The organism is Bacteroidota bacterium (assembly GCA_008933805.1).
Classification (GTDB): Bacteria; Bacteroidota; Bacteroidia; order UBA8524; family UBA8524; genus SB11.
This window is the reverse complement of the sequence record WBUH01000006.1, coordinates 48,582-72,909: the sequence shown is the minus strand read 5'-3', so window position 1 is coordinate 72,909 and position 24,328 is coordinate 48,582. Positions and strand designations below refer to the sequence as shown.

Annotated in this window: 22 protein-coding genes and 1 riboswitch; of the genes, 9 read left to right on the top strand and 13 right to left on the bottom strand. The window is 43.5% G+C overall.

Annotated features, from left to right (window positions below; translation table 11 throughout):
* Positions 1 to 24: 24 nt before the first annotated feature.
* From F9K23_07725 to umuD, 4 genes are all read right to left on the bottom strand, one after another.
* Positions 25 to 1,197 (bottom strand): PLP-dependent transferase, encoded by a 1,173-nt coding sequence (locus F9K23_07725; GenBank protein KAB2916484.1) that lies wholly within the window; start codon positions 1,195 to 1,197, stop codon positions 25 to 27.
* Positions 1,198 to 1,480: 283 nt separating this feature from the next.
* A riboswitch (SAM riboswitch) is annotated at positions 1,481 to 1,587 on the bottom strand.
* 129 nt (positions 1,588 to 1,716) lie between these two features.
* A complete protein-coding gene (locus F9K23_07720) occupies positions 1,717 to 3,099 on the bottom strand; it encodes a Fic family protein (GenBank protein KAB2916483.1) in 1,383 nt (460 codons plus the stop codon).
* Positions 3,100 to 3,133: 34 nt separating this feature from the next.
* Positions 3,134 to 4,414, bottom strand: a complete 1,281-nt coding sequence (locus tag F9K23_07715; GenBank protein ID KAB2916482.1) for a Y-family DNA polymerase — start codon at positions 4,412 to 4,414, stop codon at positions 3,134 to 3,136.
* Entirely contained in the window at positions 4,411 to 4,836 is a 426-nt protein-coding gene (gene umuD / locus F9K23_07710) for a translesion error-prone DNA polymerase V autoproteolytic subunit (GenBank protein ID KAB2916481.1), read from the bottom strand. Before umuD ends, F9K23_07715 begins: the two co-directional genes overlap by 4 nt.
* Positions 4,837 to 4,980: 144 nt before the next feature.
* Here umuD and F9K23_07705 point away from each other — a divergent pair, with 144 nt between their 5' ends.
* Positions 4,981 to 5,277 (top strand): hypothetical protein, encoded by a 297-nt coding sequence (locus F9K23_07705; GenBank protein ID KAB2916480.1) that lies wholly within the window; start codon positions 4,981 to 4,983, stop codon positions 5,275 to 5,277.
* Positions 5,278 to 5,304: 27 nt separating this feature from the next.
* Here the strand turns inward: F9K23_07705 and F9K23_07700 are convergent, their stop codons facing one another.
* Positions 5,305 to 5,928 carry a hypothetical protein gene (locus F9K23_07700; protein ID KAB2916479.1) on the bottom strand — a complete coding sequence of 208 codons (624 nt, stop codon included), beginning with the start codon at positions 5,926 to 5,928 and terminating at the stop codon, positions 5,305 to 5,307.
* Positions 5,929 to 6,270: 342 nt separating this feature from the next.
* Here F9K23_07700 and F9K23_07695 point away from each other — a divergent pair, with 342 nt between their 5' ends.
* Positions 6,271 to 7,542, top strand: a complete 1,272-nt coding sequence (locus tag F9K23_07695; GenBank protein KAB2916609.1) for a serine hydroxymethyltransferase — start codon at positions 6,271 to 6,273, stop codon at positions 7,540 to 7,542.
* A gap of 77 nt (positions 7,543 to 7,619) precedes the next feature.
* On the opposite strand, the gene F9K23_07690 is transcribed toward F9K23_07695, so the two are convergent.
* From F9K23_07690 to prfA, 3 genes are all read right to left on the bottom strand, one after another.
* The gene (locus tag F9K23_07690; protein ID KAB2916478.1) at positions 7,620 to 8,114 is read right to left on the bottom strand and encodes a DinB family protein; all 495 of its coding nucleotides are present in this window, start codon (positions 8,112 to 8,114) and stop codon (positions 7,620 to 7,622) included.
* Between the two features lie 2 nt (positions 8,115 to 8,116).
* Positions 8,117 to 9,850, bottom strand: a complete 1,734-nt coding sequence (locus F9K23_07685; protein KAB2916477.1) for a hypothetical protein — start codon at positions 9,848 to 9,850, stop codon at positions 8,117 to 8,119.
* 112 nt (positions 9,851 to 9,962) lie between these two features.
* Complete coding sequence (prfA, locus tag F9K23_07680) at positions 9,963 to 11,036, bottom strand: peptide chain release factor 1 (protein ID KAB2916476.1); 1,074 nt, start codon at positions 11,034 to 11,036, stop codon at positions 9,963 to 9,965.
* Between the two features lie 121 nt (positions 11,037 to 11,157).
* Here prfA and F9K23_07675 point away from each other — a divergent pair, with 121 nt between their 5' ends.
* The 3 genes from F9K23_07675 (at position 11,158) to F9K23_07665 (ending at position 15,325) form a co-directional block, all read left to right on the top strand.
* Entirely contained in the window at positions 11,158 to 12,084 is a 927-nt protein-coding gene (locus F9K23_07675; GenBank protein KAB2916475.1) for a hypothetical protein, read from the top strand.
* 38 nt (positions 12,085 to 12,122) lie between these two features.
* Positions 12,123 to 13,043 carry a hypothetical protein gene (locus F9K23_07670; protein KAB2916474.1) on the top strand — a complete coding sequence of 307 codons (921 nt, stop codon included), beginning with the start codon at positions 12,123 to 12,125 and terminating at the stop codon, positions 13,041 to 13,043.
* Between the two features lie 128 nt (positions 13,044 to 13,171).
* Positions 13,172 to 15,325 carry a cation:proton antiporter gene (locus F9K23_07665; protein ID KAB2916473.1) on the top strand — a complete coding sequence of 718 codons (2,154 nt, stop codon included), beginning with the start codon at positions 13,172 to 13,174 and terminating at the stop codon, positions 15,323 to 15,325.
* A gap of 630 nt (positions 15,326 to 15,955) precedes the next feature.
* Here F9K23_07665 and F9K23_07660 read toward each other — a convergent pair.
* Together F9K23_07660 and F9K23_07655 are read right to left on the bottom strand one after the other, a co-directional pair.
* Positions 15,956 to 17,017: an RluA family pseudouridine synthase gene (locus tag F9K23_07660; GenBank protein ID KAB2916472.1), complete on the bottom strand. Its 1,062-nt coding sequence runs from the start codon at positions 17,015 to 17,017 to the stop codon at positions 15,956 to 15,958.
* Between the two features lie 109 nt (positions 17,018 to 17,126).
* Positions 17,127 to 18,074, bottom strand: a complete 948-nt coding sequence (locus tag F9K23_07655; protein KAB2916471.1) for a c-type cytochrome — start codon at positions 18,072 to 18,074, stop codon at positions 17,127 to 17,129.
* Positions 18,075 to 18,219: 145 nt separating this feature from the next.
* Here F9K23_07655 and F9K23_07650 point away from each other — a divergent pair, with 145 nt between their 5' ends.
* Positions 18,220 to 18,450, top strand: coding sequence for a hypothetical protein (locus tag F9K23_07650; protein KAB2916470.1), 231 nt, complete (start codon positions 18,220 to 18,222; stop codon positions 18,448 to 18,450).
* A gap of 100 nt (positions 18,451 to 18,550) precedes the next feature.
* Positions 18,551 to 19,504 carry a T9SS type A sorting domain-containing protein gene (locus F9K23_07645; GenBank protein KAB2916469.1) on the top strand — a complete coding sequence of 318 codons (954 nt, stop codon included), beginning with the start codon at positions 18,551 to 18,553 and terminating at the stop codon, positions 19,502 to 19,504.
* Here the strand turns inward: F9K23_07645 and F9K23_07640 are convergent, their stop codons facing one another.
* The 3 genes from F9K23_07640 to F9K23_07630 are packed head-to-tail and all read right to left on the bottom strand — an operon-like array spanning position 19,505 to position 20,444.
* On the bottom strand, positions 19,505 to 19,786 hold the full coding sequence (locus tag F9K23_07640; GenBank protein ID KAB2916468.1) for an N-acetyltransferase: 282 nt from the start codon (positions 19,784 to 19,786) through the stop codon (positions 19,505 to 19,507). It abuts the gene before it with no gap.
* A 5-nt stretch (positions 19,787 to 19,791) separates the two neighbouring features.
* Positions 19,792 to 20,070, bottom strand: coding sequence for a hypothetical protein (locus tag F9K23_07635; protein ID KAB2916467.1), 279 nt, complete (start codon positions 20,068 to 20,070; stop codon positions 19,792 to 19,794).
* Positions 20,071 to 20,096: 26 nt separating this feature from the next.
* The gene (locus F9K23_07630; protein KAB2916466.1) at positions 20,097 to 20,444 is read right to left on the bottom strand and encodes a Rieske 2Fe-2S domain-containing protein; all 348 of its coding nucleotides are present in this window, start codon (positions 20,442 to 20,444) and stop codon (positions 20,097 to 20,099) included.
* Positions 20,445 to 20,562: 118 nt separating this feature from the next.
* Between F9K23_07630 and F9K23_07625 the strand changes: the two genes are divergently transcribed.
* The gene (locus F9K23_07625) at positions 20,563 to 22,050 is read left to right on the top strand and encodes a hypothetical protein (protein KAB2916465.1); all 1,488 of its coding nucleotides are present in this window, start codon (positions 20,563 to 20,565) and stop codon (positions 22,048 to 22,050) included.
* 59 nt (positions 22,051 to 22,109) lie between these two features.
* Complete coding sequence (locus F9K23_07620; GenBank protein ID KAB2916464.1) at positions 22,110 to 23,318, top strand: phosphoglycerate kinase; 1,209 nt, start codon at positions 22,110 to 22,112, stop codon at positions 23,316 to 23,318.
* Positions 23,319 to 24,328: the final 1,010 nt, after the last annotated feature.

The following is a 24,328-nucleotide window of genomic DNA, read 5'->3' as shown; positions in this document are numbered from 1 at the left end:
ACCCTGAGCCAGTCGAAGGGTGTGTTATGCTGTTGCCCGTTGTCCGATATTTTTTACGGCGATAAATGCTTGTTCTAAATCGGAAATTAAATCGTCGGCATTTTCAAGGCCTACCGAAAGACGAATCAACGATGAGGCAATACCTGCCGACAAACGCTGTGCTTCGGGTACTGATTTGTGGGTCATTTGTGCGGGATGACAAATAAGGCTTTTTACTCCGCCCAAACTTTCGGCCAGTTTAAAGTAGCGGGTATTGGTTACAAAGGCTTCGGCAGCTTGTACGGTGTCGTTTTCAAGCACAAAGGAGATTACTCCGCCAAAAAAACCGGTTTGCTGTTTTTTGGCTATTTCGTGGTTGGGATGTGAAGGCAAACCGGGATAAAATGTCTTTTTCACTTGTGGGTGATTGGCCAGAAAATCTGCTATTTTTTGGGCGTTGGTACAATGCTTTTCAACACGCAACGGCAATGTTTCCAACCCGCGAATAACTAACCATGAGTCAAAAGGCCCTAAAATTCCCCCCGATGAATTTTGGATGAATTTAATTTTTTCGGCCAATTCATCGGTTTTGGTAATAACGGCTCCGGCAATCAAATCGCTGTGACCGCCCAAATACTTGGTGGCACTGTGTATCACAATATCAGCACCCAGCAACAGCGGCTTTTGCAGCACGGGCGAGGCAAAGGTGTTGTCAACCACCAGCAATGAGCCGTTGGCGTGGGCTATTTGTGCAATGGCTTCAATGTCTGATACTTTTAGCGTGGGGTTGGTGGGGGTTTCTATCCACACAAAACGGGTGGCGGGGGTAATGTTTTTGGCAATATTGGCTGCATCCGTAGCATCGGTGTAGGTTACCTTCACCCCAAATTTTTGGTAAATGTGGGTGAATATGCGGAACGAACCTCCGTAAATGTCATCTACGGCCAGTATTTCATCGCCGGTTTGCAGCAGTTTCAATACGGCATCAATGGCCGCCAGCCCGCTGGCAAAGGCAAAACCTGCCGCGCCTTCTTCCAATCGGGCAAGGGCATCTTCCAACGCTTTGCGGGTGGGGTTGTTGCTGCGGGCATAATCAAATCCTTTGTGTACGCCGGGTGCTTCTTGCACAAAGGTACTGGTTTGGTAAATGGGCACCGAAACGGCTCCGGTAAGTTCGTCTATGGGTAATTGCTGGATAATTTGAGTTTCAATTTGCATGGTTGTAATGTTTTAAAAGGGTTAAAAAAACGGGTTACAACGCTTAGGCAGAAGGAGAGGTGCGCAGCAGCCAATGAAGCGCGGACTTTCAGAAAGGATTTTTTGGAGATGCCAACAATGTATTGGCATTGAGATGCCGACGAAAGTCGGCATATTGCACTCTAAGTTCCCGTTCGGCTATGCCGACCACGAAATAAGAGTGCAAAAAAAAATCCCTCCTGAAAAGTCAGAAGAGATTTTTGTATATCGTTGCACGTGAAAACGTTATGTGTCTATCTCGACTAACTTATCTTTCCCCTTTCGGGGTGGAGTTAGCACCTTTTGTTGACCGTCGCCAACAGGGTTGCTAAGACTTCATCGGGCCATTCCCTCAGTCTTTCTGGATAAGCGGTTGTTTAAAGAACTGGTGCAAAGGTAATGCAAAAAGTAGGATTGCTGTCAAGAGAAATTTTTTTAAACGACTGTAAGAAGCTGATTTTTAGGATAATATTTTCTTCAAAAGAAGCCGAAACGACACCCTCAAATATTTTTTGATAAAATATTCTTTAACGCGATGGAAAAAGAAGAAATAATTTTTTCTATTTCTTGAGAAGTTAACGAATTATAAAGTGGTCTTTCGCTATATAATAACCTGCTTCCTTCATAAGTGCTGTAATGTTTATCCTTAAAAGAGAGTTTCCAGCTTTTCGAGTATCCTTTTTGAAGTTTTTTTGGCAGTGAAAAACCATTGAACGAGAGTTTTATGGTTATATGGTGGATAGTTTTAATATCAAAAATTTCAATTTTTTGTTTTAATAACAATATTTTCTTATCTATTATTTCATTTGAGGAGCCTACCAAATTTAAACTAAAAGATCTTTTTGCTCCATAATCTTGAAATTCCTTGTTAAAGGTTAAACTAATTTTTAAAGTTCGTATAGAAAAAAAAGGCTCAAACTTTAAGCTATTCTTGTAGGCTTCTAAAATTAAGGGGCTAAGGTTGTTTTTAATAAAAAATGAGGTGTCTATTTCTTCAAAAGTTTTCTTTTTGGCATTCAACTTTTGCTTTAATAGATCCAATTCCTTATCCAAATCATCCGGTTCTTCGATGCTCTCGCCGCGCGCGCCTTTCAGCATTATTTCAAGGCTGCGTAATTGGTTGGTTATAATAAATTCAATAAAAGGGTCAAAAATATCCGCGTCGGCTTGTTCAAGTGCTGCAATGTATTGGGCTTTTTCTCCCGTTCTCACAATCACAGGAGGGTAGCCGTATTGCAGTAAAATAAAGTTCATCAGCATACGGGCCATACGTCCGTTCCCGTCGTCAAAGGGGTGTATGCGTATAAACTTGTAATGAAAATCAGCCGCAAACAAAATAGGGTTGGTTTCTTTATCGGCTTCCATTTTTTTAAACCACTCCAGCAAGTCGTACATTTTGGCCGGGGTTTCTTCAGGCGAAGCAAACCTAAAAATCTCTCCCGTTTTTGTTTCTACATGGTTGGGTGTGGTTTTATATTCACCCACCTTTATTAGCTTTTTTGTTGGCTGCCCGTCGGTTGTTATGGCATCTACTTTGTAAGGTTTTTTTAATAGAAGAGTGTGTAGTTGACGGATAAAACTTTCGGTAAGCGGTTCCCGCTTTTTCACCACATCTTCAATCCATTTTATCGCTTCGTCGTGCCCCGTAATTTCAATATGGTCTTGCAAGGGTTTTCCCTGTGCAGTAATTCCAAACAATATCAAGGCTTTGGTTTCGCCAAACGTTAATGAGTTGCCTTCAAGGTGGTTAGAGTGGTAGTTCCAATCCAATCGTAATTTTTGTAATACAATAGCTTCCCGCTCTTTATCCAAAGGCCGTAGATTGTCTAAATCAGTTTTTAACTGCCCGGCTTGTTGCAATAACTCCACAATACTATCGTTCATAGCCCTTCTTTATATTTCGAGCAAGTTAAAAAAATTAATCCACCTCCACCACTTGGTCTAAGCGGGTGGTGTAGCGGTTGGATAGTTTTTCGCAACGCAGTTTCCAGCGGGTGCTGCTGCCTTGCGTGGCAAGGGTTATCTTTTCGCGGCCCACAAGGTTATTAATACGGTCAACCGCCTCCATTAATAACTGGTGTTTTTCGTCCGTCGGGGCGGTAAAAATATTACCCTGTATTTCGTTCATCGGTACAATACCCGATACGATTACCCCGGCATTTTTGTAATAAATAGGTCGGCCCAAATGGTCTTTCTGTTTGTACACCGTGCGCAGGCAGTGTAAGGCATATTTCACAATCTCCAACGTGCTGTTGGTGGCTGTGGGCAAGGCATACCACATACGGGCTTTGTATTGGGGTAAATCTTGCCGGTTGGGGTGCGTATAGGCAAACACATACACGGCACCCGCGCAACTGTTTTGTGCACGCAGTTTGGCAGCACAGGCGGTAGCATAAAAGGTGATTGCCTCTTCCAATAATGCGTAATCATTCAGCAATTCACCAAAACTGCGCGAGGTGCAAATGTTCTGTTTCTCTTCCAATTCCTGCTCCATGCCGATGCAGGGATTTCCCCGCAATTCTTCCCACGTGCGTAAGCCTACCACTTTCATGTTTCGGCTTACCCATTGGCGGGGCTTTTGGGTAAAATCGTACGCTGTTTCTACCCCGTGGTTCTCCAAAAACTTTTTATGACTGCGGCCAATGCCCCATACATCACCGATGGGTACTTTTTGCAATGCCTCAGCTATGGCATCAGCGTTATCAGGGATTACCAATGCTCCTTTGCTGGCGCGGTTCTTTTTGGCAAGACGGTTGGCCACTTTTGCCAGCGTTTTAGTAGGCCCCACGCCAATACTAATAGGGATACCCGTGCACCGCGTTGTTTTTTCTACAATTTCTGCGGAATAGGCAGGTAAATCAACAAAATCAAGGCCGTTGAGGTTTAAAAACGCCTCATCGATAGAGTACACCTCAATTTCAGGGGTAAACATCGATAGGGTAGCCATCACCCGCCGCGACATATCGCCGTACAAAGCATAGTTAGAAGAAAACACCTCTATGCCGTGCTGTTTTATCATCGGCTCTAATTGGTAGGCCGGGATGCCCATCGGCACCTCCAGTTCTTTGGCTTCGGCACTGCGGGCTATCACGCAGCCGTCGTTGTTAGATAATACCACTATCGGTTTTCCAAGCAAATCAGGGCGAAACACCCGCTCGCACGAGGCATAAAAATTATTACAATCTACCAGTGCTATCATAGCTTTTTCACTACATACGTTACTACACCCCACACGCTAAAGTTTTGCTCTTCGCTTACTTTTATGGGCTTATAATCAGGGTTGGCGGGCATCAGGTACATGGCATCCGCCGTTTTGTGAAGGCGTTTAATGGTAAGCCCGCCATCCAGCGCGCACAGGGCAATGCGTCCGTGCACGGCATCCAACGAGCGGTCAATCACCACCAAATCTCCTTGTGAAATCCCCGCATCGCGCATCGACTGGCCTTTTACCCTGCCTATAAACGTCCAGTTGGGGTTTTTAATCAGCTCCTTATTCAAATCAATACTTTCCTCCATGTAATCACGGGCGGGCGAAGGAAACCCCGCAGCAAGCCCGTCGATAAAGTCAAGGCGCAAAGCTTCTGCCGACTCAAACTTTGCTATAATCGACACTTCATTCATAAAGTTGAATTTTTAAACACGTACTCGCCGTATAAATTAGCAAAGCATTGTGTAAAGTGCAATAAGTTTCTGCGTAAAACTGATGCAACTCATAGTAAAGGGATTGATTTTCCGGTAGTTTTGTGGGTAATAAATATAAGGGTTATGGTTATTGAAGCTGCATTGAAAGAACTGGAACACGCCACGCATCCCGTGGCTAAAATTGTACACAACGATGCTAATTGCAAAACGCTGGTATTGGCGTTTAAAAAAGGCATGAAGTTGAAGGAACACAAAACCAATACGCCAACTACTTTGCTGGTGCTTGAGGGTGAGATTACTTACAGCGTGGCCGAAGAGAATATTACCCTGAAAAAATTTAGCCAATTGGGCATACCCGTTGGGCTGTTGCATGCGGTGGAAGCAAACGAAGACAGCGTTTGTTTGCTGATACAGGGTTGATTGGGATGCTCTAAAGCATGAGTTACTTTACAGTTTAATTGCCTTGCCCGTCGAAAAAAGTATTTTGTCAATATAGTAAAGACACTCTTTTTGCTCCTTAGGGTCTTTTTGAATATGTTTTTCCAGCCATTCTTTATAATTGCTGATACTTGTAGAATCTTTGCTTGTTAAGGTCTTTTTTTTACGTAATTTATTTATTGTTTTCTCATCAGATTGGTCTGTTTCATATACGGAAAACGCTCTGATAACGTGCTGGTCTATTATTGGCTCTGCACTTGGGTTTGCAAGGTGTTTCCCAAATTGATAAAAGACTACACTATTGCCAATATTTGATTTTTCATTCTTTATCCCCTCAATTATTCTGTCAATTTTCTTTAAATCACCTTGTTTCCAAACCATCGCATACAATAGCTTCAAGACTGGATCGTTTGGCTGTAAAACATATTTTTCATCAATTTTTTTTAACGAGTCTATTTCTTTTTCTGTGATAGTAAAATTAATTTTAGGATATTTTGATTCGTCAAATTTATTTTTTGGATCTTTCAACTCCTTAAATTCCTTTGGGATTTTCTGAATTTCATCCAATGTTTTAGCATTTTTTATTTTATCAAAAACGGATGTTACAAATTTTTTTGCTTCTTCATTATTCATAAGGCAATTTGTTTCGTTAACATGAGTTCGGGATAAAGAACCTTCGCTAACTTCATGGCTATTGAGTGCGGCGGGTTGTCATTCCCAACTTGGTTGGGAATCTGCGGGTGGGACTGCAATATTGACTGCCAGCCGCACAGATTCCCATTTTAAATGGGAATGACTTACCTCCGCACACCCTCAAGCAGTTAATTTAATCGATTTTATTATCCCGAACTCACGTTCGTTAGATAGCAATATACTCTATTTTAATACTCAAATTCACTCACGCTTTGATGTATTTCTAAAATTTGTCAAAGCTGAAACAGGGTTGTATCTTGCAGCCGTATGGCAACACAAGCAATGAAACGCGATAACGTAATTTTTGACCTTATTAATGAGGAATTGAACCGCCAAGAACATGGCATTGAACTGATTGCTTCTGAAAATTTTGTGAGCAAGCAGGTGATGGAGGCCATGGGCAGCGTGCTTACTAATAAATATGCCGAAGGCTTGCCCGGCAAACGCTATTACGGCGGTTGCGAGGTAGTGGATAAGGTAGAAAATTTGGCGATAGACCGCATTAAACAATTGTTTGGTGCTGAGTGGGCCAACGTGCAACCCCATAGCGGTGCGCAAGCCAATGCGGCTGTAATGCTGGGTGTTTTGCAACCCGGTGATAAGATTTTGGGTTTCGACCTTTCTCACGGCGGGCACTTAACACACGGTTCACCCGTTAACTTTTCAGGTAAGCTATACAAGCCCTCGTTTTACGGAGTTGAAGAAGCTACGGGACGTATTGATTTTGATAAAATTGAAGGAATTGCCGAGCGCGAGCAGCCTAAACTAATCATCTGCGGTGCTTCATCGTACAGCCGCGATTGGGATTATGCCCGTTTGCGCCAAATAGCAGATAAAGTAGGAGCGTTGTTACTGGCCGATATATCACACCCAAGCGGTTTGATTGCGAAAGGCTTTTTGAACAACCCGCTACCTCATTGCCACATTGTTACTACTACTACCCACAAAACCCTTCGCGGCCCTCGCGGTGGTTTGATTATGATGGGTAAAGATTTTGATAACCCTTGGGGATTGACTACGCCTAAAGGTGAAATTAAACCCATGAGTGCCATTTTGGACGGCGCAGTTTTCCCCGGAACGCAAGGCGGCCCATTGGAACACGTGATTGCTGCTAAGGCAGTTGCTTTTGGCGAAGCGCTAACCGATGATTACAAAGCCTATTGCGAGCAGGTGATTAAGAACGCCCGCGCTATGGCTGCTGCTTTTGTAGCTAAAGGTTATAAAGTAATTTCAGGCGGTACTGACAACCACATGATGTTGATTGACTTGCGCAGCAAGGATTTGAACGGGAAATTGGCCGAGAACACCCTTGTGAAAGCCGATATTACCATTAACAAAAACATGGTGCCGTTTGATGATAAATCACCATTTGTTACCAGCGGTATGCGCATAGGCTCACCGGCGGTTACTACCCGCGGTTTGAAAGAAGGCGACGTAGAGAAAGTGGTGGATTTGATTGACGAGGTATTGATGAACCACGACAACGAAACGGTGATTGCCGACGTTCGCAAGCGTGTAAACGCCATGATGCAAGGATTTCCTTTGTATGCATAACAGCATACTGATTGTATAAAAGAAACGCCTTTGGCATTTGCCAAAGGCGTTTTTGTTTTATGTAAGTAATTTTGGGCTTACAAATATCTTTCCCGTATCACTTTTAAGTGGTGCAGCGAGTGCCCCGCTTGTATATATCCTATCTCGGTTACACTTACTTGGGTGCTGTTTGCCACTCCTTCTGATACAAGGGCTATGGCATCAAAGCTGCTGAAAAGAGCTATTGTACTTTGTCTTACTAATGAAAACTCTTCGGCTATTTGTTTTCCTGTCCGTGCATCGGCGCGGCTGTTTGCAACATAATCGTCTTCTTCAAACGGGGGCAGGTTTTGTTGCTCACCTCTTGCAAAACAAAGAGCGCGGTAGGTAAATATCCGTTCGGCATCAATAACGTGCTGCACTACCTCTTTAATGCTCCATTTACCGGGTGCATACCTGTGGCCCCATTGTTCTTCGGTAAGTTCGTCAAACAATTCACGGTACCGATCATGGCCTTGTTGTAGTGCCATTGGCAGCGGAAAATCTTTTACTACATTGATGTAATTATTGTAATAGTGGTCAGTGGTAAGCATTTCTATTTGTTTATTAAATTAAGACCCACTTTCATGCCCATACGTGGCGTAAACCCTATTCGGGTTTCTTTTCGTTCTGATAAAAAAGTATTGTCGATTATCCTGTACGCGCCATTATTCCATTCATTGCGGCCGCCGTCAAATGTAGAAAATCCCAAACCCAGACCATAATACATTTCAAAGTGCAGGTATTTGCCCACCATCATATATCCAAAGTTCAGGGTAAAATCATACCGTTTTTCAGTGGGGTTGAATAGAAAATTCCCTACATAACTATTGTTGTTTGCATTAGTTACCGTAGCGTTTTGGGTTTCGTACACCTTGTTGGTATAGCGGAACTGAAACCCGAAGTAAAGGTCGCGGGCAGACATTTTTTTGTAGGTATAATAATACGACATACCGCTCCAAATCATATTCTCGGGGTTTTTGTTTGATATACCCCACATATCCAGTCCTCTGTCTTTTTGTTCATTTACCTGCCTGATGCCAAACTCGTGTAATTTCCTTTTGCCTCCAATTTGTACACTGCCCTGTATATTACCCGAAAGTAGCGGAAGTGGTGCAAACGATACAAAAAAGCGCGCGCCACGTTCAGCACGGCGTTGCTGCTTGGTTTGCTCTTTTTGGCAGGTATTGTATTTATCCGTCAGCTCTTTAGCTTTTGTGGTTTCATCGGCTGCTTCAAAATAATCGGCAATGGTTTTATAGTCATAGCAAACACCATAACCGTATAGGTTCTTTGTATCATAAATTGTGGCTGCGGTTTTTATCAGGGTTTTATCCTTTTTGCTTTTGCCTTTCTCCATCATTTTCAGCAAAAAACTGCGGTCGCCGTAGCCGTCTTTCAACGCTTTGTCATAATACTCCAGCGCCCATTTTTCCTCGTCAAGCTTTTCAAAGTTTTCTCCGGCCTTTGCCCATACTTCACCACTGCGGCTAAGCGAAGGGTTAGAGGCCAATAGGGTATTTAGTTTGCTATAGGCTTGGGTATAATTTACCCAACCGCTGTCTTTTATCTTTTTAATATCACTGCGTTTTAGCCCGCCCATTGCGTAGATAATCTTTTCCGCGGGCTCTACCATTTCATAGCCCGTATAGCCCAGTTTGTTGGCATAAAAATACCACAGATGGGCGCACCACCAAAGATTATAGTCGCCATAATCGTACATGGGGTATGCTTTTTTGCTGTATTTAATGGTTTCAGCACCTTTGCTAAGATTGGTACATACTTCGGCAAATTCTACCAAAAGGCCTTTTTCGAGCGAGGTTTTTTTATCGGCTTCAATAATGTAGTTTTTGCTGCCGGCAGAATATCGCAAGGGATAATAATAGCCATTTAATGTAGCCATTTCACTTTCCAGCGAACTGATTTTATTAAAGTTATCGCGGAACTCGCCTAAATCGTTTTTATACGTAAAATCATATTTCTTTAGCACCAATATGTAATGCCGGGATGCTTTTTTCGAGGCATCGTTGGTGCCTATTCTGGTGTACTGGTCAAAAAGGTCAATAGCCTTATCTATCAGTATTTTTAGTTCTTTGTATTGCTCGCGGGTTATTTTTCTTATGTCGTCAGCCTTGTCACCTTCCCCCTTTATTTTCTTGTTTTGGCTTAGTACGTTATCGTACTCGTCGAGGGCTTTTTTAAAAATGTCCTCGTTGTTGGTAGTAGCAAAGGTGTTTAGTGCTAATAGAGCAAAAAATAGCACGCTAAAAATTTTAGTACAGTTTTTCATAGGCTTGCCGACGGTTAGGGTATATCAAAAATAAAAAACTTAAGGCAATAAATACCCTATGCAAGCAAGAAGTAAACAGAAGAAAATAGGGAGCGTTTAAAACGCAGTGTAATTAAGCCGCAATACCTTCTTTAAGGCGTTCGGCATTTTCGGCCAACTGAAGCTGGTCGATAATGTTTTCTATTTCGCCATCCATTACAGCATCTAAGCTGTAAAGAGTAAGGCCGATACGATGGTCGGTCAAACGGCTTTGAGGGAAATTGTACGTACGAACTTTGGCACTACGGTCGCCCGTGCTCACCATTGTTTTACGTTTTTTACTCACCTCTTCCAACCACTTATTATATTCCAACTCAAAAAGGCGGGCGCGAAGCACCTTCATAGCCTTTTCTTTGTTTTTAATCTGCGATTTTTCGTCTTGGCACTGTGCTACGATACCCGTAGGAACGTGGGTAAGGCGAACGGCTGAATAGGTAGTGTTTACCGATTGACCGCCGGGGCCTGATGAACAGAAGGTATCTACGCGGATATCGCTTTCTTTCAATTCCACGTCAATATCATCGGCTTCAGGCAATACCACAACAGATGCCGCCGAGGTATGCACACGGCCTTGGGTTTCGGTAGCCGGTACGCGCTGCACACGGTGTACACCGCTTTCGTACTTCAAAATACCGTAAACGCCTGCGCCCAATACGTTAAATACAATTTTGCTGTAACCGCCCGCTGTACCGTCCATCATCTCTATTACCTCTATCTTCCAGCCTTTGCTGTCGCAAAATTTTTGGTACATACGGAACAAATCACCTGCAAAAATTGCGGCTTCGTCTCCGCCTGCACCGCCACGTATTTCCACCATCGCATTTTTATCGTCCTGCGGGTCTTTGGGTATCAGCATCAAGCGAATTTCATCCTCCAAAGGTTCTTGCTGCTCCTCAAGGGTGGCAAGTTCTTCTTTGGCCATTTCGCGTAGCTCGTCGTCTTTTTCGGTGTTTAATATTTGTTTTGCCGTTGAGATATTTCCCAGCAGTAATTTATAGTCAGCCAGCTTCTCCACAATGGGGGTAAGGTCGCGGTACTCCTTACTCAGTTGAGCAAAACGTTTCATATCCGTCATTGCATCAGGACTGCTGAGCATGTTCTCCACTTCTTTCCAGCGGGTTTTTATGGCCTCTAATTTATCTAACATGACTGTGAAAAATAAGCCTGCAAAGATACTCAAATTTTAAGGAAAAAAGTTTAAACATCGAGCATCATAAACAAGCCTATTTTAGCGTATTGATAGGGAGGTAGTTTATATGCCCGAATGGATGAAAAAAAGCGACTGTTTTAGGGATTTTTGGAGCGTGTTGTTATTAATCCCTGTATTTGTTCAGGGGCAGGTAACCGATACAATGCCAACGCCCAAAAAATGGTTCAAGCAAATGAGACTTGCAGGAATTGGTGTTGCTTTTGGAGGTTACAGACCTATTGACGATGCAAGAAATTGGCGCGTATATAAAAACACTGTGAAGAAAGAAGGAGCCCATAAATACGACGAAGACATTAAAAACACGTTAGCCATGCAAAGCAACAGAGTGAGGGTGGACTATAATAGCGGTGGAACGTTTAACCTTAGGTTTACGCTTAAATCCGAAGATACTTTAGCTCCTTATTGGGTTCGTTTTGGTGAATTTGGCGTAGGTTTAAGGACAATGTACAACCATAGCGAGTATGTGTTGTGCGGGGATAGCGCAATGGCTAACAATAAATCAGCAGCATATCGGGCTTCGTGTAGTCAAGATATGGGTTTTGCCGGACTGGATGTTTCTTATACAATACAAACCCCTGCTTTTTTTGATTTCTTTTCGTTCTATGCGGGGACTACTTTAAATGCCGGGGTGTGTTTCACAGAATGGACTTCAACAGGAGATTCCCGGTACTATATAAGCACCGAGTCTAACTTCTTTATCCCTCCTGATTTTGATACTGTTTATCAGCTAGGGCATAGGCAATTCTATGTGCCTGCCTATATGCTCGGGGTATATGTACCCATTGGGTTAAAAATGAATATTTCGCCTAAAATAAATCTGTTTGCCGAGTATATTTTCTTAGCCCAAACTACGTTCTATAAAAATAACTATTCCTTCGGAAATTATTACACCGGGTTTGAATTTGGGATACGCTACAAATTCAATCCAAGAGGAGAACGGGTTGGCAAGAAAGGGTTATCAAGCCCTCCGCAGCCTTTTTATTAATTTATTTTGAAAGTAAGCAAGTATCTATGCCGGATTGTATGAAAAAAAGTGACTGTTTTAGGGTTTTTTGGAATGTATTGTTATTAATCCCTGTATTTGTTCAGGGGCAGGTAACCGATACAGTGCCAACGCCCAAAAAATGGTTCCGGCAAATGAAACTTGCGGGGATTGGTGTCTCTTTTGGTGAGAGTTATACGTTGGATAAAACAAATTATTGGAAGGTGTTTGAAAACACCGCTTCAACAACGTACGCCAAAGAAAAGTTTGCTGCTGATAATAAGCACGTCAGTGGTTTTAAACCCTATTACCTTTTGCCAATCGATGACCAAAAAAACGATTTTGTACTTAGGTTTACTTTTAAAACAGCTGATACAACGGCGGGTTTTATACCCCGACACAGTGAGTTTTCGGCAGGAGCTCGTGCAGGAAGCTATAACAATGACTACTGTATTACCGGTGATAGTACTTTTAATTCAGGTATGGCTAAGTCCATGTACATAACTTGGTATGAATTGCAAAACAGCTTTGTGGGTTTAGATTTGCTGTATACACTACAAACACCGGCGTTGTTCAGTTTTTTTTCATTTTACGCTGGAGCTGGTCTGTACGGAGGAAAGATTATCAGTACTAATTTTAATAGTAAGTCATCCACTTTACAAACAAGGTTTATAGGACAGTTCGGCTCAGATTCGGTTTATTATAAAGAGCATGCTGATTTTTATAAACCCACGTTCAATTTTGGGTGGTATTTCCCTATGGGCTTAAAAATTAATGCTTCACCCCGAATTAATTTGTTTGTAGAGTACATTTATTGCCGCCAAACTACCTTTTTTGCAAACGGGTATTCTTTGGCAAACAGCTACCAAGGTTTGGATTTGGGGATACGCTACAAATTCAATCCAAGAGGAGAACGGGTTGGCAAGAAAGGGTTATCAAGCCCACCGCAGCCTTTTTATTAAAAGAATTTCAGTTGCCGTAACGGGCTATAAAACAAGGGGCTGAAAGCATAATATGCTGTCAATCTGCACACCTTAATACAAAAAGCACGGTTTTTTGCCCAATTATTGCTATATTGAGGTAGCTGCCTATGAATGAATTCCTAAATAAACTGTCGCATGAATTTCAGACACCGTTTCACAACTCGGTGCTGATATTTTCTGTTATATTATTTATCATTTTATTATCGCCCATTATTCTGCGAAGGTTTAAAATACCCAGCATTATCGGGTTGATTATTGCCGGAGTTGCCATAGGGCCGCACGGGTTTTTTCTTATCGAAAAAGACTCCGCCGTTAATCTTTTCTCAACCATCGGCTTGCTGTATATTATGTTTATTGCCGGCCTAGAGCTGGATTTGAAAGAGTTTGCCAAAAACAAATACAAGAGTTTTGTTTTTGGTTTCTTAACGTTTATGCTGCCTTTGGCCATTGGCTTGCCCGTTTGTATGTATTTGCTGGGCTATAGTTTTAATACCAGTTTGCTTACTGCCAGTATGTTTGCTACACATACACTGGTGGCCTACCCCATTGTAAGCCGTATGGGCATACAAAAAAACCAAGCAGTTGCTATAACTGTGGGCGGCACCATACTAACCGATACCGCCGTACTGATAATATTGGCCGTTATTTCAGCCTCAGCACAAGGGGTGCTTACCAATGAGTTTTGGGCGCGGCTGGGTATATCTATTGCTGTGTTTTTATTTGTGGTAGTGGTTGTTATCCCCCGCTTTTCAGCATGGTTTTTCAGGAAACTTGAAGGCGAAAAAAACTCGCATTTCATTTTTGTACTCTCGGTAGTGTTCTTTTGCGCATTTATGGCCGAGCTGGCCGGACTTGAACCCATTATCGGGGCGTTTGCCGCCGGACTGTCGCTAAATAAACTTATCCCGCACACCTCCTCACTCATGAACCGTATCGAGTTTGTGGGCAACTCACTATTTATCCCTTTCTTTTTGATAAGTGTGGGGATGTTGATAGACGTGAGCGTGCTTACCAACGGTCCGCAGGCACTTATTGTGGCGTTTACGCTTACAGGGGTGGCCTTGGGCGGAAAATGGTTGGCGGCTTGGACTACTGCGTTGATTTTGAAATACCCGCCATCGTTTCGTAACCTTATTTTCGGTCTGAGCAGTGCGCACGCTGCCGCCACATTAGCGGTGATTTTGGTGGGTTACCGCATGAATATTATTGACGAAAATATACTGAACGGTACCATTATACTGATTTTGTTTACCTGCCTTGTGGCTTCGTTTGTTACCGAAAATGCTGCGAAGAAGGTTGCCTTGGCCGAGGACACCCTTGACGTGGATAAGGTGAACGGTAACGAACAAAAAATACTGGTGCCGATATCTAATCCGGCGTTGATGGAGAAACTGGTGGATTTTGCCATTACGATTAAGAAACCGAAGAACCATTTCCCCGTGATGTGTTTATCCGTTGTGGAAGACGATGCTTCTTCACAAACCAAGCTGATTGAGGCGCAAAAAATGCTTGAAAAAGCACTGACCCACGCTGCGGCAGCCGACCAAAAGGCAGAGGTGATTACCACTATCGACCAAAATGTGCCCAGCGGTATTAAGCGGGTATCGAAAGAAATGTTTGCTACCGAGGTGGTAGTAGGCTTTTCGCAGCGCAAAAACTGGACGGATATTTTGTTTGGCAAAACCATGCAAAACATTGTGGAGCAAACGCACCAAACCGTTTTTGTATGCAACTTGCCTTTGCCGCTTAATATTCACCGTAAAATTGTACTGATATGCCCCCCGTATGTGGAGAAGGAATACGGGTTTGATAAATGGCCCGGCAGTGTTTTACTGTTGGCCGAAAGGCTTAGTTTAAGCTGCACGTTGTACGCCACACCCAATACCCGCGATGCGATGCAGCAATACATTGCTAAAAATAAGTTTACTGCGGCCGTTGAGTATAAAGAGTTTAGTGATTGGGATGATTTCTTAATCTTATCGCGGGATATTGAACCTAATGATTTGATGATGGTGATTTTGCCGCGTAAAGGGGGCGTATCGTTCCAAAGCCAGCAAAACAGTATTCCGCAAAAAATGGCCAAACATTTTACAGACTACAGTTTTGTGCTGGTACATCCTGAAGTAAACGCCCACGAGGAATTTAGCGAATTTTCTACGGATTACGACGGTGCACTGATTGAGAAGGGTATGAACCAAATTACCCAAGGGGCAAAATCAATTACTAAAATATTTAAACGGGATACTGACGGAGAAAAGTGATGGCGTTGGAGGGGGTTTGAGAAATAAAGGGGGGTGAGATTCCTGCCTGCGCAGGAATGACGGAAGGGGGGCTTTGGTCGGCAGGTGCATAGACCTGCCGCTATGGATAGAGAGCCCAACCTTCTATCAATAGCATCGGGATTTATTCCCGATGGTTTGTGAGTGGTCGAAACAAGGGACTCCCAATCAAGTTGGGAATGACGGGGTGCTGGCATAGCTCCTTCAGTCCCTCCTTAGCTAGGAGGGAACCACGCGCTACCCATTGAGCGCCGAATCAGTTTTTAGCAACTGCTACTGCTATTGGGCAGGTGAGCCTGTGTGGTTGTTCCCCTCCTTTGCAAGGCATCAATACTGAGCCTGTCGAAGTATGCGCGTACGGCAAGGAGGGGTTAGGGGTGGTCGAAGTGCTCGGCGACAGGTACGCAGACCTGCCGCTATGGATAGAGTGCCCAACCTTCTATCAAAAGCATCGGGATTTATTCCCGATGGTTTGTGAGTGGTCGAAACAAGGGATTCCCAATCAAGTTGGGAATGACGGGGTGCTGGCATAGCTCCATCAGACCCTCCTTAACGAGGCGGGAAGCCTTGCGGGAAGTTATTAAAGACTAAAGTTGTCCAGCTGAAGACGGCCTATTCTTCAAAGTCTTTTTTGTGGGCAATGTACCTGCGCCATTTATCAAGTACATTCATAAAATCTTCGGGCAGGTTGCTGTCGAAAAACACTTTTTCTTGGGTGCCGGGGTGTATAAAACCCAGTGTTTTTGCGTGCAGTGCTTGGCGGGGTATCAGCTCAAAGCAGTTATCAATAAACTGTTTGTATTTGCTAAACGTAGTGCCTTTTATAATTTTATCGCCTCCGTAGGTATCGTCGTTAAAAATGGGGTGACCTATGTAGCGCATGTGGGCACGTATTTGGTGGGTGCGGCCTGTTTCAAGCTTACACTCAACAAGGGTAACGTAGTGAAAACGCTCTAAAACGCGGTAGTGGGTAACGGCTTCTTTACCGTGGCTGCCGTCTTCAAACACCGTCATTTCTAAACGGTTTTTGGGGTGACGAGCCAAGTTGCCGCGTATGGTGCCGCTGTCTTCTTCAAAATCACCCCACACAAGGGCATTGTAAGTGCGTTCTATACTGTGGTCGAAAAACTGCTGGGCAAGGCCGGCCATTGCGGTTTCATTTTTAGCCACCACCATAAGCCCGCTGGTGTTTTTATCAATGCGGTGCACCAAACAGGGGGTAGGTTCTTTACGGTCGATGTTCTGCCCCTCAAAATGCCAGGCCAAAGCATTTACCAACGTACCCGTGTAGTTATTAAAGCCGGGGTGCACCACCATGCCGGGTTTTTTATTGATGATAATCAAATCATCGTCCTCGTAAACAACGGTTAAGGGGATGTTTTCAGGGTAAATGGCCGTATCCCTCGGCGGAGTGGGCAGCACAACGGTAATTACATCCAAGGGCTTCACCCTGTAGTTTGATTTCACAGGGTCGTCGTTCACCAAAATACTGTTGGCAATTGCCGCCAATTGTATTTTGTTACGACTTACATTCTGCAACCGATGCATCAAAAACTTGTCAATTCGCAATAGCGATTGTCCGGGGTCAACCACTATGCGGTGGTGTTCGTACAGCTCGCTGTCTTGCTGGTCTTCAATAAAACCTTCTAAATTAAAATCTTCTTCCTCTATCATTCGTGTGTTCAAAAATCCATTAAACTAAGCACAGGGTGCTGCAAAAATAATGCAATCGTTTACAGTAAGTTACAACACTTATACCATCAGTATGTTTTGTTATGTAAGCTTACTTTTTTACAAAATTATCGTCGGTAAGGGTAAGCAAAAATGCTTCCAAATCCTTTTTCTCTTCTTCGGTAAGGTTTAAAGGCTTACTTAACAGCTCATCGCGGTTTTGGGCATACTTCACTGTTGCAGCGGGATTGTCGTAATAATCAATCACCTCGCGAAGGGTTGCAAACATCCCGTTGTGCATATAGGGGGCTGTAATTGCCACATTACGCAAGCCGGGCACCTTAAACTTACCTAAATCTTTAGGGTTTTGGGTGATTTTATACCTGCCCGAATCGTTTAGTTGTTTACCATCAAACAAGCCGATGTTTCTAAACTCATCGCCCGTAAAATCAGGCGAGAAGTGGCAATCAAAACATTTGGCTTTGTTGTTAAACAGCGTTTGCCCGCGTTTTTCGCTTTCGGTAAACATTACTTCATCGTTCATGTAGCGGTCAAAACGGGTCGAAGCAGTTTCCAGTGTTTTTTCAAAAGCTGCAATGGCCTTTCCCAAAGTGGTTTTGTCTGGCAGCTGGCCGTATATCGTCGTAAAATAATTGCGGTAATTCTCGTCGTTGCTCAGCCGCTTCACAGCTTCTTCAATCGGCAGGTTCATTTCATCGGGATTGCTGATGGGGTGCAAAGCTTGTTCTTCCAGCGTTGCCACCCTGCCGTCCCAAAAAAACGATTCCCGTGATAGTACATTCATTACCGTTGGTGTATTGCGTCCGGTGAGTTTACCGCCAACTCCTTTGCTAAATTTTACGGTATCGGCAAAGGCAAACTGGGGAATATGACAACTTGCACAGCTCAGGGTATAATCGCCCGAAAGTATTTTATCGTTAAACAGCATTTCGCCCAATTGCTCAGGCGTTTGCGGAACTGTTGGTTCAGCCTGCGGTAAAAAGGCGGCAAATAAAATAACTGAAGCAGTTAGCGCGGCTATAACGGCTTTTTTTGGCATAAGTACCCCGCAAAGGTAAGGGTTTGAAATTTTGTTAGTATGATATACATACGTAATATATCCATAGTGTTAAAGACTGCAAGGATTGCAACCTTTTGAGCCTCTACGACGTATAATATGTTTAAATTAGCCTCAAGAGTAAAAAATGAAAACAGTATTCGTTTTATGTTCTTTGTTTTTTCCTTTCTTCACCTTTTGTCAATGGAAAGAAAGTAAATCAGTTGATCAGTTTTCTCAGATTGTCAATACAGGGCTAGTGACTTTCTCAAAAGGTAATGGCGTGGGCTTTTTGATGGAGAATATTGAAGGCGACCCAAAACTGTTTGTTACCTACAACGCCGGACAAAACTGGAGACTTAAACGGTTGTTTTTTTAACTTACAATTTAGTACCTCTCCTAAACAGTTAAAGTATCACAAAGAAGGCTCCCTTTTACTTTTTGCTCCATCACACATTTGCCGTCTTGATACTTCAACATTGGATGTTGATACCATTTTCGATATTGGTGCAAATCGTACGCAGCATGTTCAACTTCCTTACAGGAGACCTGAAGCTCATTTCTTTACTGAAGACAGTGGCTTTATGCTATCGAACAATTTGTTTAAAACGATTGATGAGGGTAAAAACTGGCAACGCCAAGATAATTTTTTTGTTGGAGCACATTATGCCTTTCAGTTTATAGATAGTTTGAACGGTTATTTTATCGGGTGGGAAACAATATATAACAACACTAAACTATTTTCTACTACTGATGGCGGTAAAACGTGGGATTCTGTGGGCGCTCCTATTCAGGATATGCAGCCATTAACATTGTTTTTTGTATCAAAGGATACAGGGTTTATTGGCAGCAACAATAGTTGCGTGTATAGAACTACTAATCGGGGTCAAACTTGGGAAAAATGGTTTTGCTTAAATGATGGACAACCTGTTGCGTCTATTACAAGCTTAGCTTTTGTAACCAATAAAATTGGTTGGATAACAATAAAAGATCGGTTAAAACCTTTTAAAACGGTGGACGGTGGTAGAACATTTTTTAGTCAAGAACTGCCAGGACCACCCCCTTCTTCTCTTAATGCTATAAAAATTATAACACCTGATTTGATGTTTTTAACAGGCTCTCTTTTATACAGAAGCACTAATCAAGGCGGAAGCCCGCTATTATCTGTACAAGAAAATGAATTTGCCGAAAGTGAAGAAATTGGATTAGTATTATATCCCAATCCCGCCAACGGATCATTTAAAATAAAACTTAAAAATGCCGCTGAAAAAGCAACTGTTGAAGTATTTGACTTAACAGGCCGTTGTGTAATTACTAATCAACCGTTTTTGCCTAACCAAGATATTGATATTAGCTATTTACAAAGCGGTACCTACCTTGTAAAAATTAATAATGAAGGTGTTTTTGAAAGCAGGTTGCTGCTAAAAGAATAATCAACGTATCACGTCGGCCAAATCAGGGCGGGTTTCGTGCGCCCAACGCACGTAGGAGCAAGAAGGAGCAATTTTATAATTATGAGCGCGGGCGTACTCAACGGCAGCCTCTACCAACTTCATGGCAATACCTTGTCCCCGCAGGCGCGGTGAAACTCCGGTATGGGTAGCCAGCATAGTAGTGTCGTCGGTCATGGTATAGGCATATTGAGCCACTACGTGGCCGTTTTCTTCTATATAGAATTCGCCTTTGCTGCCTTCAAAATGATGTTTAATTTCCATAACAATTATGCTTTGTATGTCTGCTTCCTAATAACAAATCTATAAATCCACACCAGTGTGGCCGAGGGAATAATATCCGTAAACGGCAAAATCTCTTCCAAAAATCCAAATGCCGCCCATCCGTAACTGTGGTAACCTTTAAAAATTGCCAAGGCAGTAAGCACGGCCATTGCAATGTCTGTCCATTCGCCAAGGGCAGGGATTAAGTAACTAAGCATACCCAATACATCCACTACAATACTCAAGGCCAACAGTCGGTATTTTATCGTTTCAGCAGCCTGCATTTGTTTTATGAGCGGTTAGGCAGGTATTACCACAACCACCATTTTTTCTTTTTTAATCCAATAAATACACCCACATCATCCACCCGCACAGGATGAGTTTGTACAAAGTCCGAGCCACTTTGACCGGTTTCCAAATCAAAACGGTAACGGTGGTAAATACACATTAATGTGCCGTCTTGCAAGCACTTGCCATGGCTGAGCGGATAGCCTGCGTGCGGGCATTTATCATCCACGGCATAATATCCCTTTTGGTTGCGCACCAGTACCAATCGTTTTCCGTCGGCCTCAATGGCTCTCAATGAGAACAGTTCCTGCGGCTCGTTACCGTGGGTTTTAAAATCGTATATCTTATACCAAGTGTACTTTTCGGCCATTGTTTCAAATATAGGTATCCCGTTAAACGTATTGCAAAATCTGCAAAAACAATCTTTGGTTCTTGCAAAAATCAATTACGGCTATCCCTTGCGGTGAAATAGTTTTGAAGTCCAAACTATGAAAACAATATTACCGAAGGGTTTTTTTACCCAAAACGGCTATGCAAACTCTTTTATGCTGTTTAGTTTGCTTACGCACATACTTGCAGCTATTACCAGTACAGGGTTTCACCATGCCGACGAGCATTTCCAGTTATTAGAGCCGTTGGGTTGGAAACTGGGCTTTTATGGGCCAAACGACCTTGCTTGGGAGTTTACGGATAAGATACGACCCGGGTTGCAAATTATGCTGGGATGGATTGTAGGCAAAACCATGATTGCCGCTGATGCGTATTCACCGTTTATGCTTACGGCAATTTTGCGCCAGTTAACAGGTTTACTGTGGTGGGTATTAACGTGGGCTTTTTACAACAAATGGAAGCAGGAACACAAAGACACAGTTATGCAAAAAGCATTGTTGCTGTTTAGTGCCTGCTTATGGTTTTTGCCCTATTTACACGTTCGTTATTCTAGCGAAAGTTGGGGCGGTTTATTGTTTTTTGCGGGGCTTTATGTGGTTTTATATCCTCCGAAAATCCTCAAAGTAAACCTTTCTTGGTTGTTGGGCGGCTTGCTTATGGGGTTGTCGTTTTATTTCCGCTTTCAAATGGCGTTTGCCATTGTAGGGTTTGTAGCATGGGCTTTTCGGTATAAAAAATTTACCCCTGCGTCCTTTTCGTTACTAGTGTCGGGCGGGGTTATCGCAGCAGCAATAGGCACACTAACCGATTATTGGTTATACAATCAATGGGTATGCACACCTTATAATTACTTCTTTCAAAACATAGTGGCCGATAAAGCATCAAGCTTCGGTACCAGCCCGTTTTATAGCTATATAACCATGTTTATTGAGATAGCTGCACCACCCCTTAGCCTTCTTTTGTTGGTGCTGATGTGTTTCGGGCTTTGGACAAGCCGTAAGAGCCCCTACACATGGGTGTTGGTTGCCTTTGTGGTGGCACACAGTGCAGTAGCACACAAAGAGTTCAGGTTTATGTTTCCTATGGTTGCTCTTATGCCCTACTTGTGTGTGCAGGGATTGCTTGGAATTAAATCAAGACTTTCTAACCTCAGCCCTTCAGTGATTAAGTACTCTGTTAAAGGGCTTGTTGCATTCAATATAGCATTAATGGCTATTTCGCTAATAAAGCCCGCCAGTGAGCGTGAGGCGTTGTTCAAAGCGTTTTACATCGTTCATAACACTCATAAAAACACTAAAATTGTTTTTGCTGAGAAAGACCCGTTTGATTGCGGGTTAAAAATGAACTTTTTCAGGTATTGCAATAGTTGCTTTGTGAAGCAAAACGAAATGAATACAGCCGTCGACGGGACCTTTTTTCTTTACACAGATAAAATAGGAGGGGTTGTGCTACAAAAAAACAGCATTGCCTCGCTTGAGTATTGCGTTGCGCCCATTGTGCCGCAGCCAATGAATATAGGGCACTGGCAAGAGCGCACCAACAAAGGTTTTTTATGGAAGATTATGCCCAAACAGGATGCACAATAACAAAACGGTATGTTTAAAATACCCGAATGAAACCCTACCTTTGCGGCAAATTTTAGCTGATGAAAACCATTGACCTTCTGAACTTTTCGGGTAAACGTGCCCTTGTGCGCGTAGATTTTAACGTGCCTCTTGATGAGAATTATAACATCACCGACGACTCGCGCATTACTGCCGCTTTGCCAACGCTTAAAAAGATTTTGAACGATGGCGGAAGCGTGATATTGATGTCGCACTTGGGTCGGCCAAAAGAAGGTCCAACTGAAAAGTACTCGCTAAAACACTTGGTAAACCACCTAAGTACCTTGCTAAATACCACCGTAAAGTTTGCGGCTGATTGTATTGGCGAAGATGCTAAAACCCTAAGTACAGGGTTGCAAAGCGGAGAGGTGTTATTGCTTGAAAACCTGCGTTTTTACAAAGAAGAAGAAAAAGGAAACCGCGAGTTTGCTGAGAAATTGGCACAACTGGGCGATGTATACGTAAACGATGCATTTGGTACTGCACACCGTGCACACGCCAGCACCGCCATTATTGCTGAGTTTTTCCCATCGGCAAAATACTTTGGGTATGTAATGGCCAACGAAGTAGCCAATGCCGAAAAGGTGATGAACAACGCTCAAAAACCATTTACGGCCATTATGGGCGGCGCAAAAGTATCAGACAAGTTGCTGATTATTGAAAACCTGATGGACAAGGTTGATAATATGATAATTGGCGGTGGTATGGCCTATACCTTTTTCAAAGCCCAGGGAATGGATATAGGTAACTCGCTTTGCGAAGCCGACCGTTTGCAAACCTGCTTGGATATTTTGGCAAAAGCCAAAGAAAAAGGGGTGAATTTGTACCTGCCTGCCGATAGCATTATTGCCGATAAATTTGCCAACGATGCCGCTACCCAAACTGCTGCCAACGAGAGTATTCCTTCAGGCTGGATGGGGTTAGATATCGGCCCAGATGCTGCTGCAAAATTTGCCGAGGTGATTGCCAACAGCAAAACCGTATTGTGGAACGGCCCGATGGGTGTTTTTGAAATGAGCAGTTTTGAAAATGGAACTAAAACCGTAGCCAATGCGGTAGCAAAAGCTACTGATAACGGCGCGTTTACCCTTATTGGCGGTGGAGACAGTGCTGCGGCTATTAACAAGTTTAACCTTGCTGATAACGTAAGCTACGTATCAACCGGCGGGGGTGCTTTGCTTGAATATTTTGAAGGCAAACAGCTGCCCGGTATTGCTGCTATTAACGGCGACAGTGCCGCCGGCGCATAAGCCGTTGAACAAATAATACATAAGCCGACTCTAATGTAATTAGGGGTCGGCTTTTTTGTTGTATCAAGTCACGCTTGTTTCGGTTAACCTCATGCTCAACTTGATTGGGAATCTCACTTTCCGACCTCCACAAAACCCATCGGGAATAAATCCCGATGCTATTGATAGAAGGTTGGGCACTCTATCCATAGCGGCAGGTCTGCGTACCTGTCGCCGAGCACTTCGACCACCCCTAACCCCTCCTTGCCCTACGCACATACTTCGACAGGCTCAGTATTGATGCCTTGCTAAGGAGGGGACAACCGCACGGGCTCATGTACCCACAATAGCAGCAGTTATTAAAATTCGTTCGTCTGTGAATGGCCATGCGCGTGGCTTCCCTCCTAGCTAAGGAGGGACAGAGGGAGGTGTGTTTGCTTCTTAACATCGGGAATAAATCCCGATGCTATGTATAGACGGTTGGGTACTTTATCCATAGCGGCAGGTATGCATACCTGTCGCCGAGCATTTCGACCACCCCTAACCCCTCCTTGCCCTACGCGCATACTTCGACAGGCCCAGTATTGCTGTCTTGCTAAGGAGGGGAACAACCGCACAGGCTCATGTACCCACAATAGCAGCAGTTATTAAAACTCGTTCGTCTGTGGATGGCCATGCGCGTGGCTTCCCTCTTAGCTAAGGAGGGACAGAGGGAGGTGTGTTTGCTTCTTAACATCGGGAATAAATCCCGATGCTATGGATAGAAGATTGGGCACTTTATCCATAGCGGCAGGTCTGCGTACCTGTCGCCGAGCACTTCGACCACCCCTAACCCCTCCTTGCCTCACGCGCCTACTTCGACAGGCTCAGTATTGATGCCTTGCTAAGGAGGGGAACAACCGCACGGACTCATGTACCCACAATAGGAAGAGTTATTAAAACTCGTTCGTCTGTGATTGGCCATGCGCGTGGCTTCCCTCCTAGCTAAGGATGGACAGAGGGAGGTGTGTTTGCTTCTTAACATCGGGAAT

Bases quoted from the DNA above. Each gene is read 5' to 3' on its own strand.
- F9K23_07630 (KAB2916466.1), bottom strand. From the start codon at position 20,444: ATGGCCGAAAAGTACACTTGGTATAAGATATACGATTTTAAAACCCAC.
- umuD (KAB2916481.1), bottom strand. From the start codon at position 4,836: ATGAATGAAGTGTCGATTATAGCAAAGTTTGAGTCGGCAGAAGCTTTG.
- F9K23_07675 (KAB2916475.1), top strand. From the start codon at position 11,158: ATGAAAAAAAGCGACTGTTTTAGGGATTTTTGGAGCGTGTTGTTATTA.
- F9K23_07625 (KAB2916465.1), top strand. From the start codon at position 20,563: ATGAAAACAATATTACCGAAGGGTTTTTTTACCCAAAACGGCTATGCA.
- F9K23_07660 (KAB2916472.1), bottom strand. From the start codon at position 17,017: ATGATAGAGGAAGAAGATTTTAATTTAGAAGGTTTTATTGAAGACCAG.
- F9K23_07685 (KAB2916477.1), bottom strand. From the start codon at position 9,850: ATGAAAAACTGTACTAAAATTTTTAGCGTGCTATTTTTTGCTCTATTA.
- F9K23_07650 (KAB2916470.1), top strand. From the start codon at position 18,220: ATGAAAACAGTATTCGTTTTATGTTCTTTGTTTTTTCCTTTCTTCACC.
- F9K23_07720 (KAB2916483.1), bottom strand. From the start codon at position 3,099: ATGAACGATAGTATTGTGGAGTTATTGCAACAAGCCGGGCAGTTAAAA.
- prfA (KAB2916476.1), bottom strand. From the start codon at position 11,036: ATGTTAGATAAATTAGAGGCCATAAAAACCCGCTGGAAAGAAGTGGAG.
- F9K23_07700 (KAB2916479.1), bottom strand. From the start codon at position 5,928: ATGAATAATGAAGAAGCAAAAAAATTTGTAACATCCGTTTTTGATAAA.
- F9K23_07715 (KAB2916482.1), bottom strand. From the start codon at position 4,414: ATGATAGCACTGGTAGATTGTAATAATTTTTATGCCTCGTGCGAGCGG.
- F9K23_07655 (KAB2916471.1), bottom strand. From the start codon at position 18,074: ATGCCAAAAAAAGCCGTTATAGCCGCGCTAACTGCTTCAGTTATTTTA.
- F9K23_07670 (KAB2916474.1), top strand. From the start codon at position 12,123: ATGAAAAAAAGTGACTGTTTTAGGGTTTTTTGGAATGTATTGTTATTA.
- F9K23_07620 (KAB2916464.1), top strand. From the start codon at position 22,110: ATGAAAACCATTGACCTTCTGAACTTTTCGGGTAAACGTGCCCTTGTG.
- F9K23_07690 (KAB2916478.1), bottom strand. From the start codon at position 8,114: ATGCTTACCACTGACCACTATTACAATAATTACATCAATGTAGTAAAA.
- F9K23_07635 (KAB2916467.1), bottom strand. From the start codon at position 20,070: ATGCAGGCTGCTGAAACGATAAAATACCGACTGTTGGCCTTGAGTATT.
- F9K23_07695 (KAB2916609.1), top strand. From the start codon at position 6,271: ATGAAACGCGATAACGTAATTTTTGACCTTATTAATGAGGAATTGAAC.
- F9K23_07665 (KAB2916473.1), top strand. From the start codon at position 13,172: ATGAATGAATTCCTAAATAAACTGTCGCATGAATTTCAGACACCGTTT.
- F9K23_07705 (KAB2916480.1), top strand. From the start codon at position 4,981: ATGGTTATTGAAGCTGCATTGAAAGAACTGGAACACGCCACGCATCCC.
- F9K23_07725 (KAB2916484.1), bottom strand. From the start codon at position 1,197: ATGCAAATTGAAACTCAAATTATCCAGCAATTACCCATAGACGAACTT.
- F9K23_07640 (KAB2916468.1), bottom strand. From the start codon at position 19,786: ATGGAAATTAAACATCATTTTGAAGGCAGCAAAGGCGAATTCTATATA.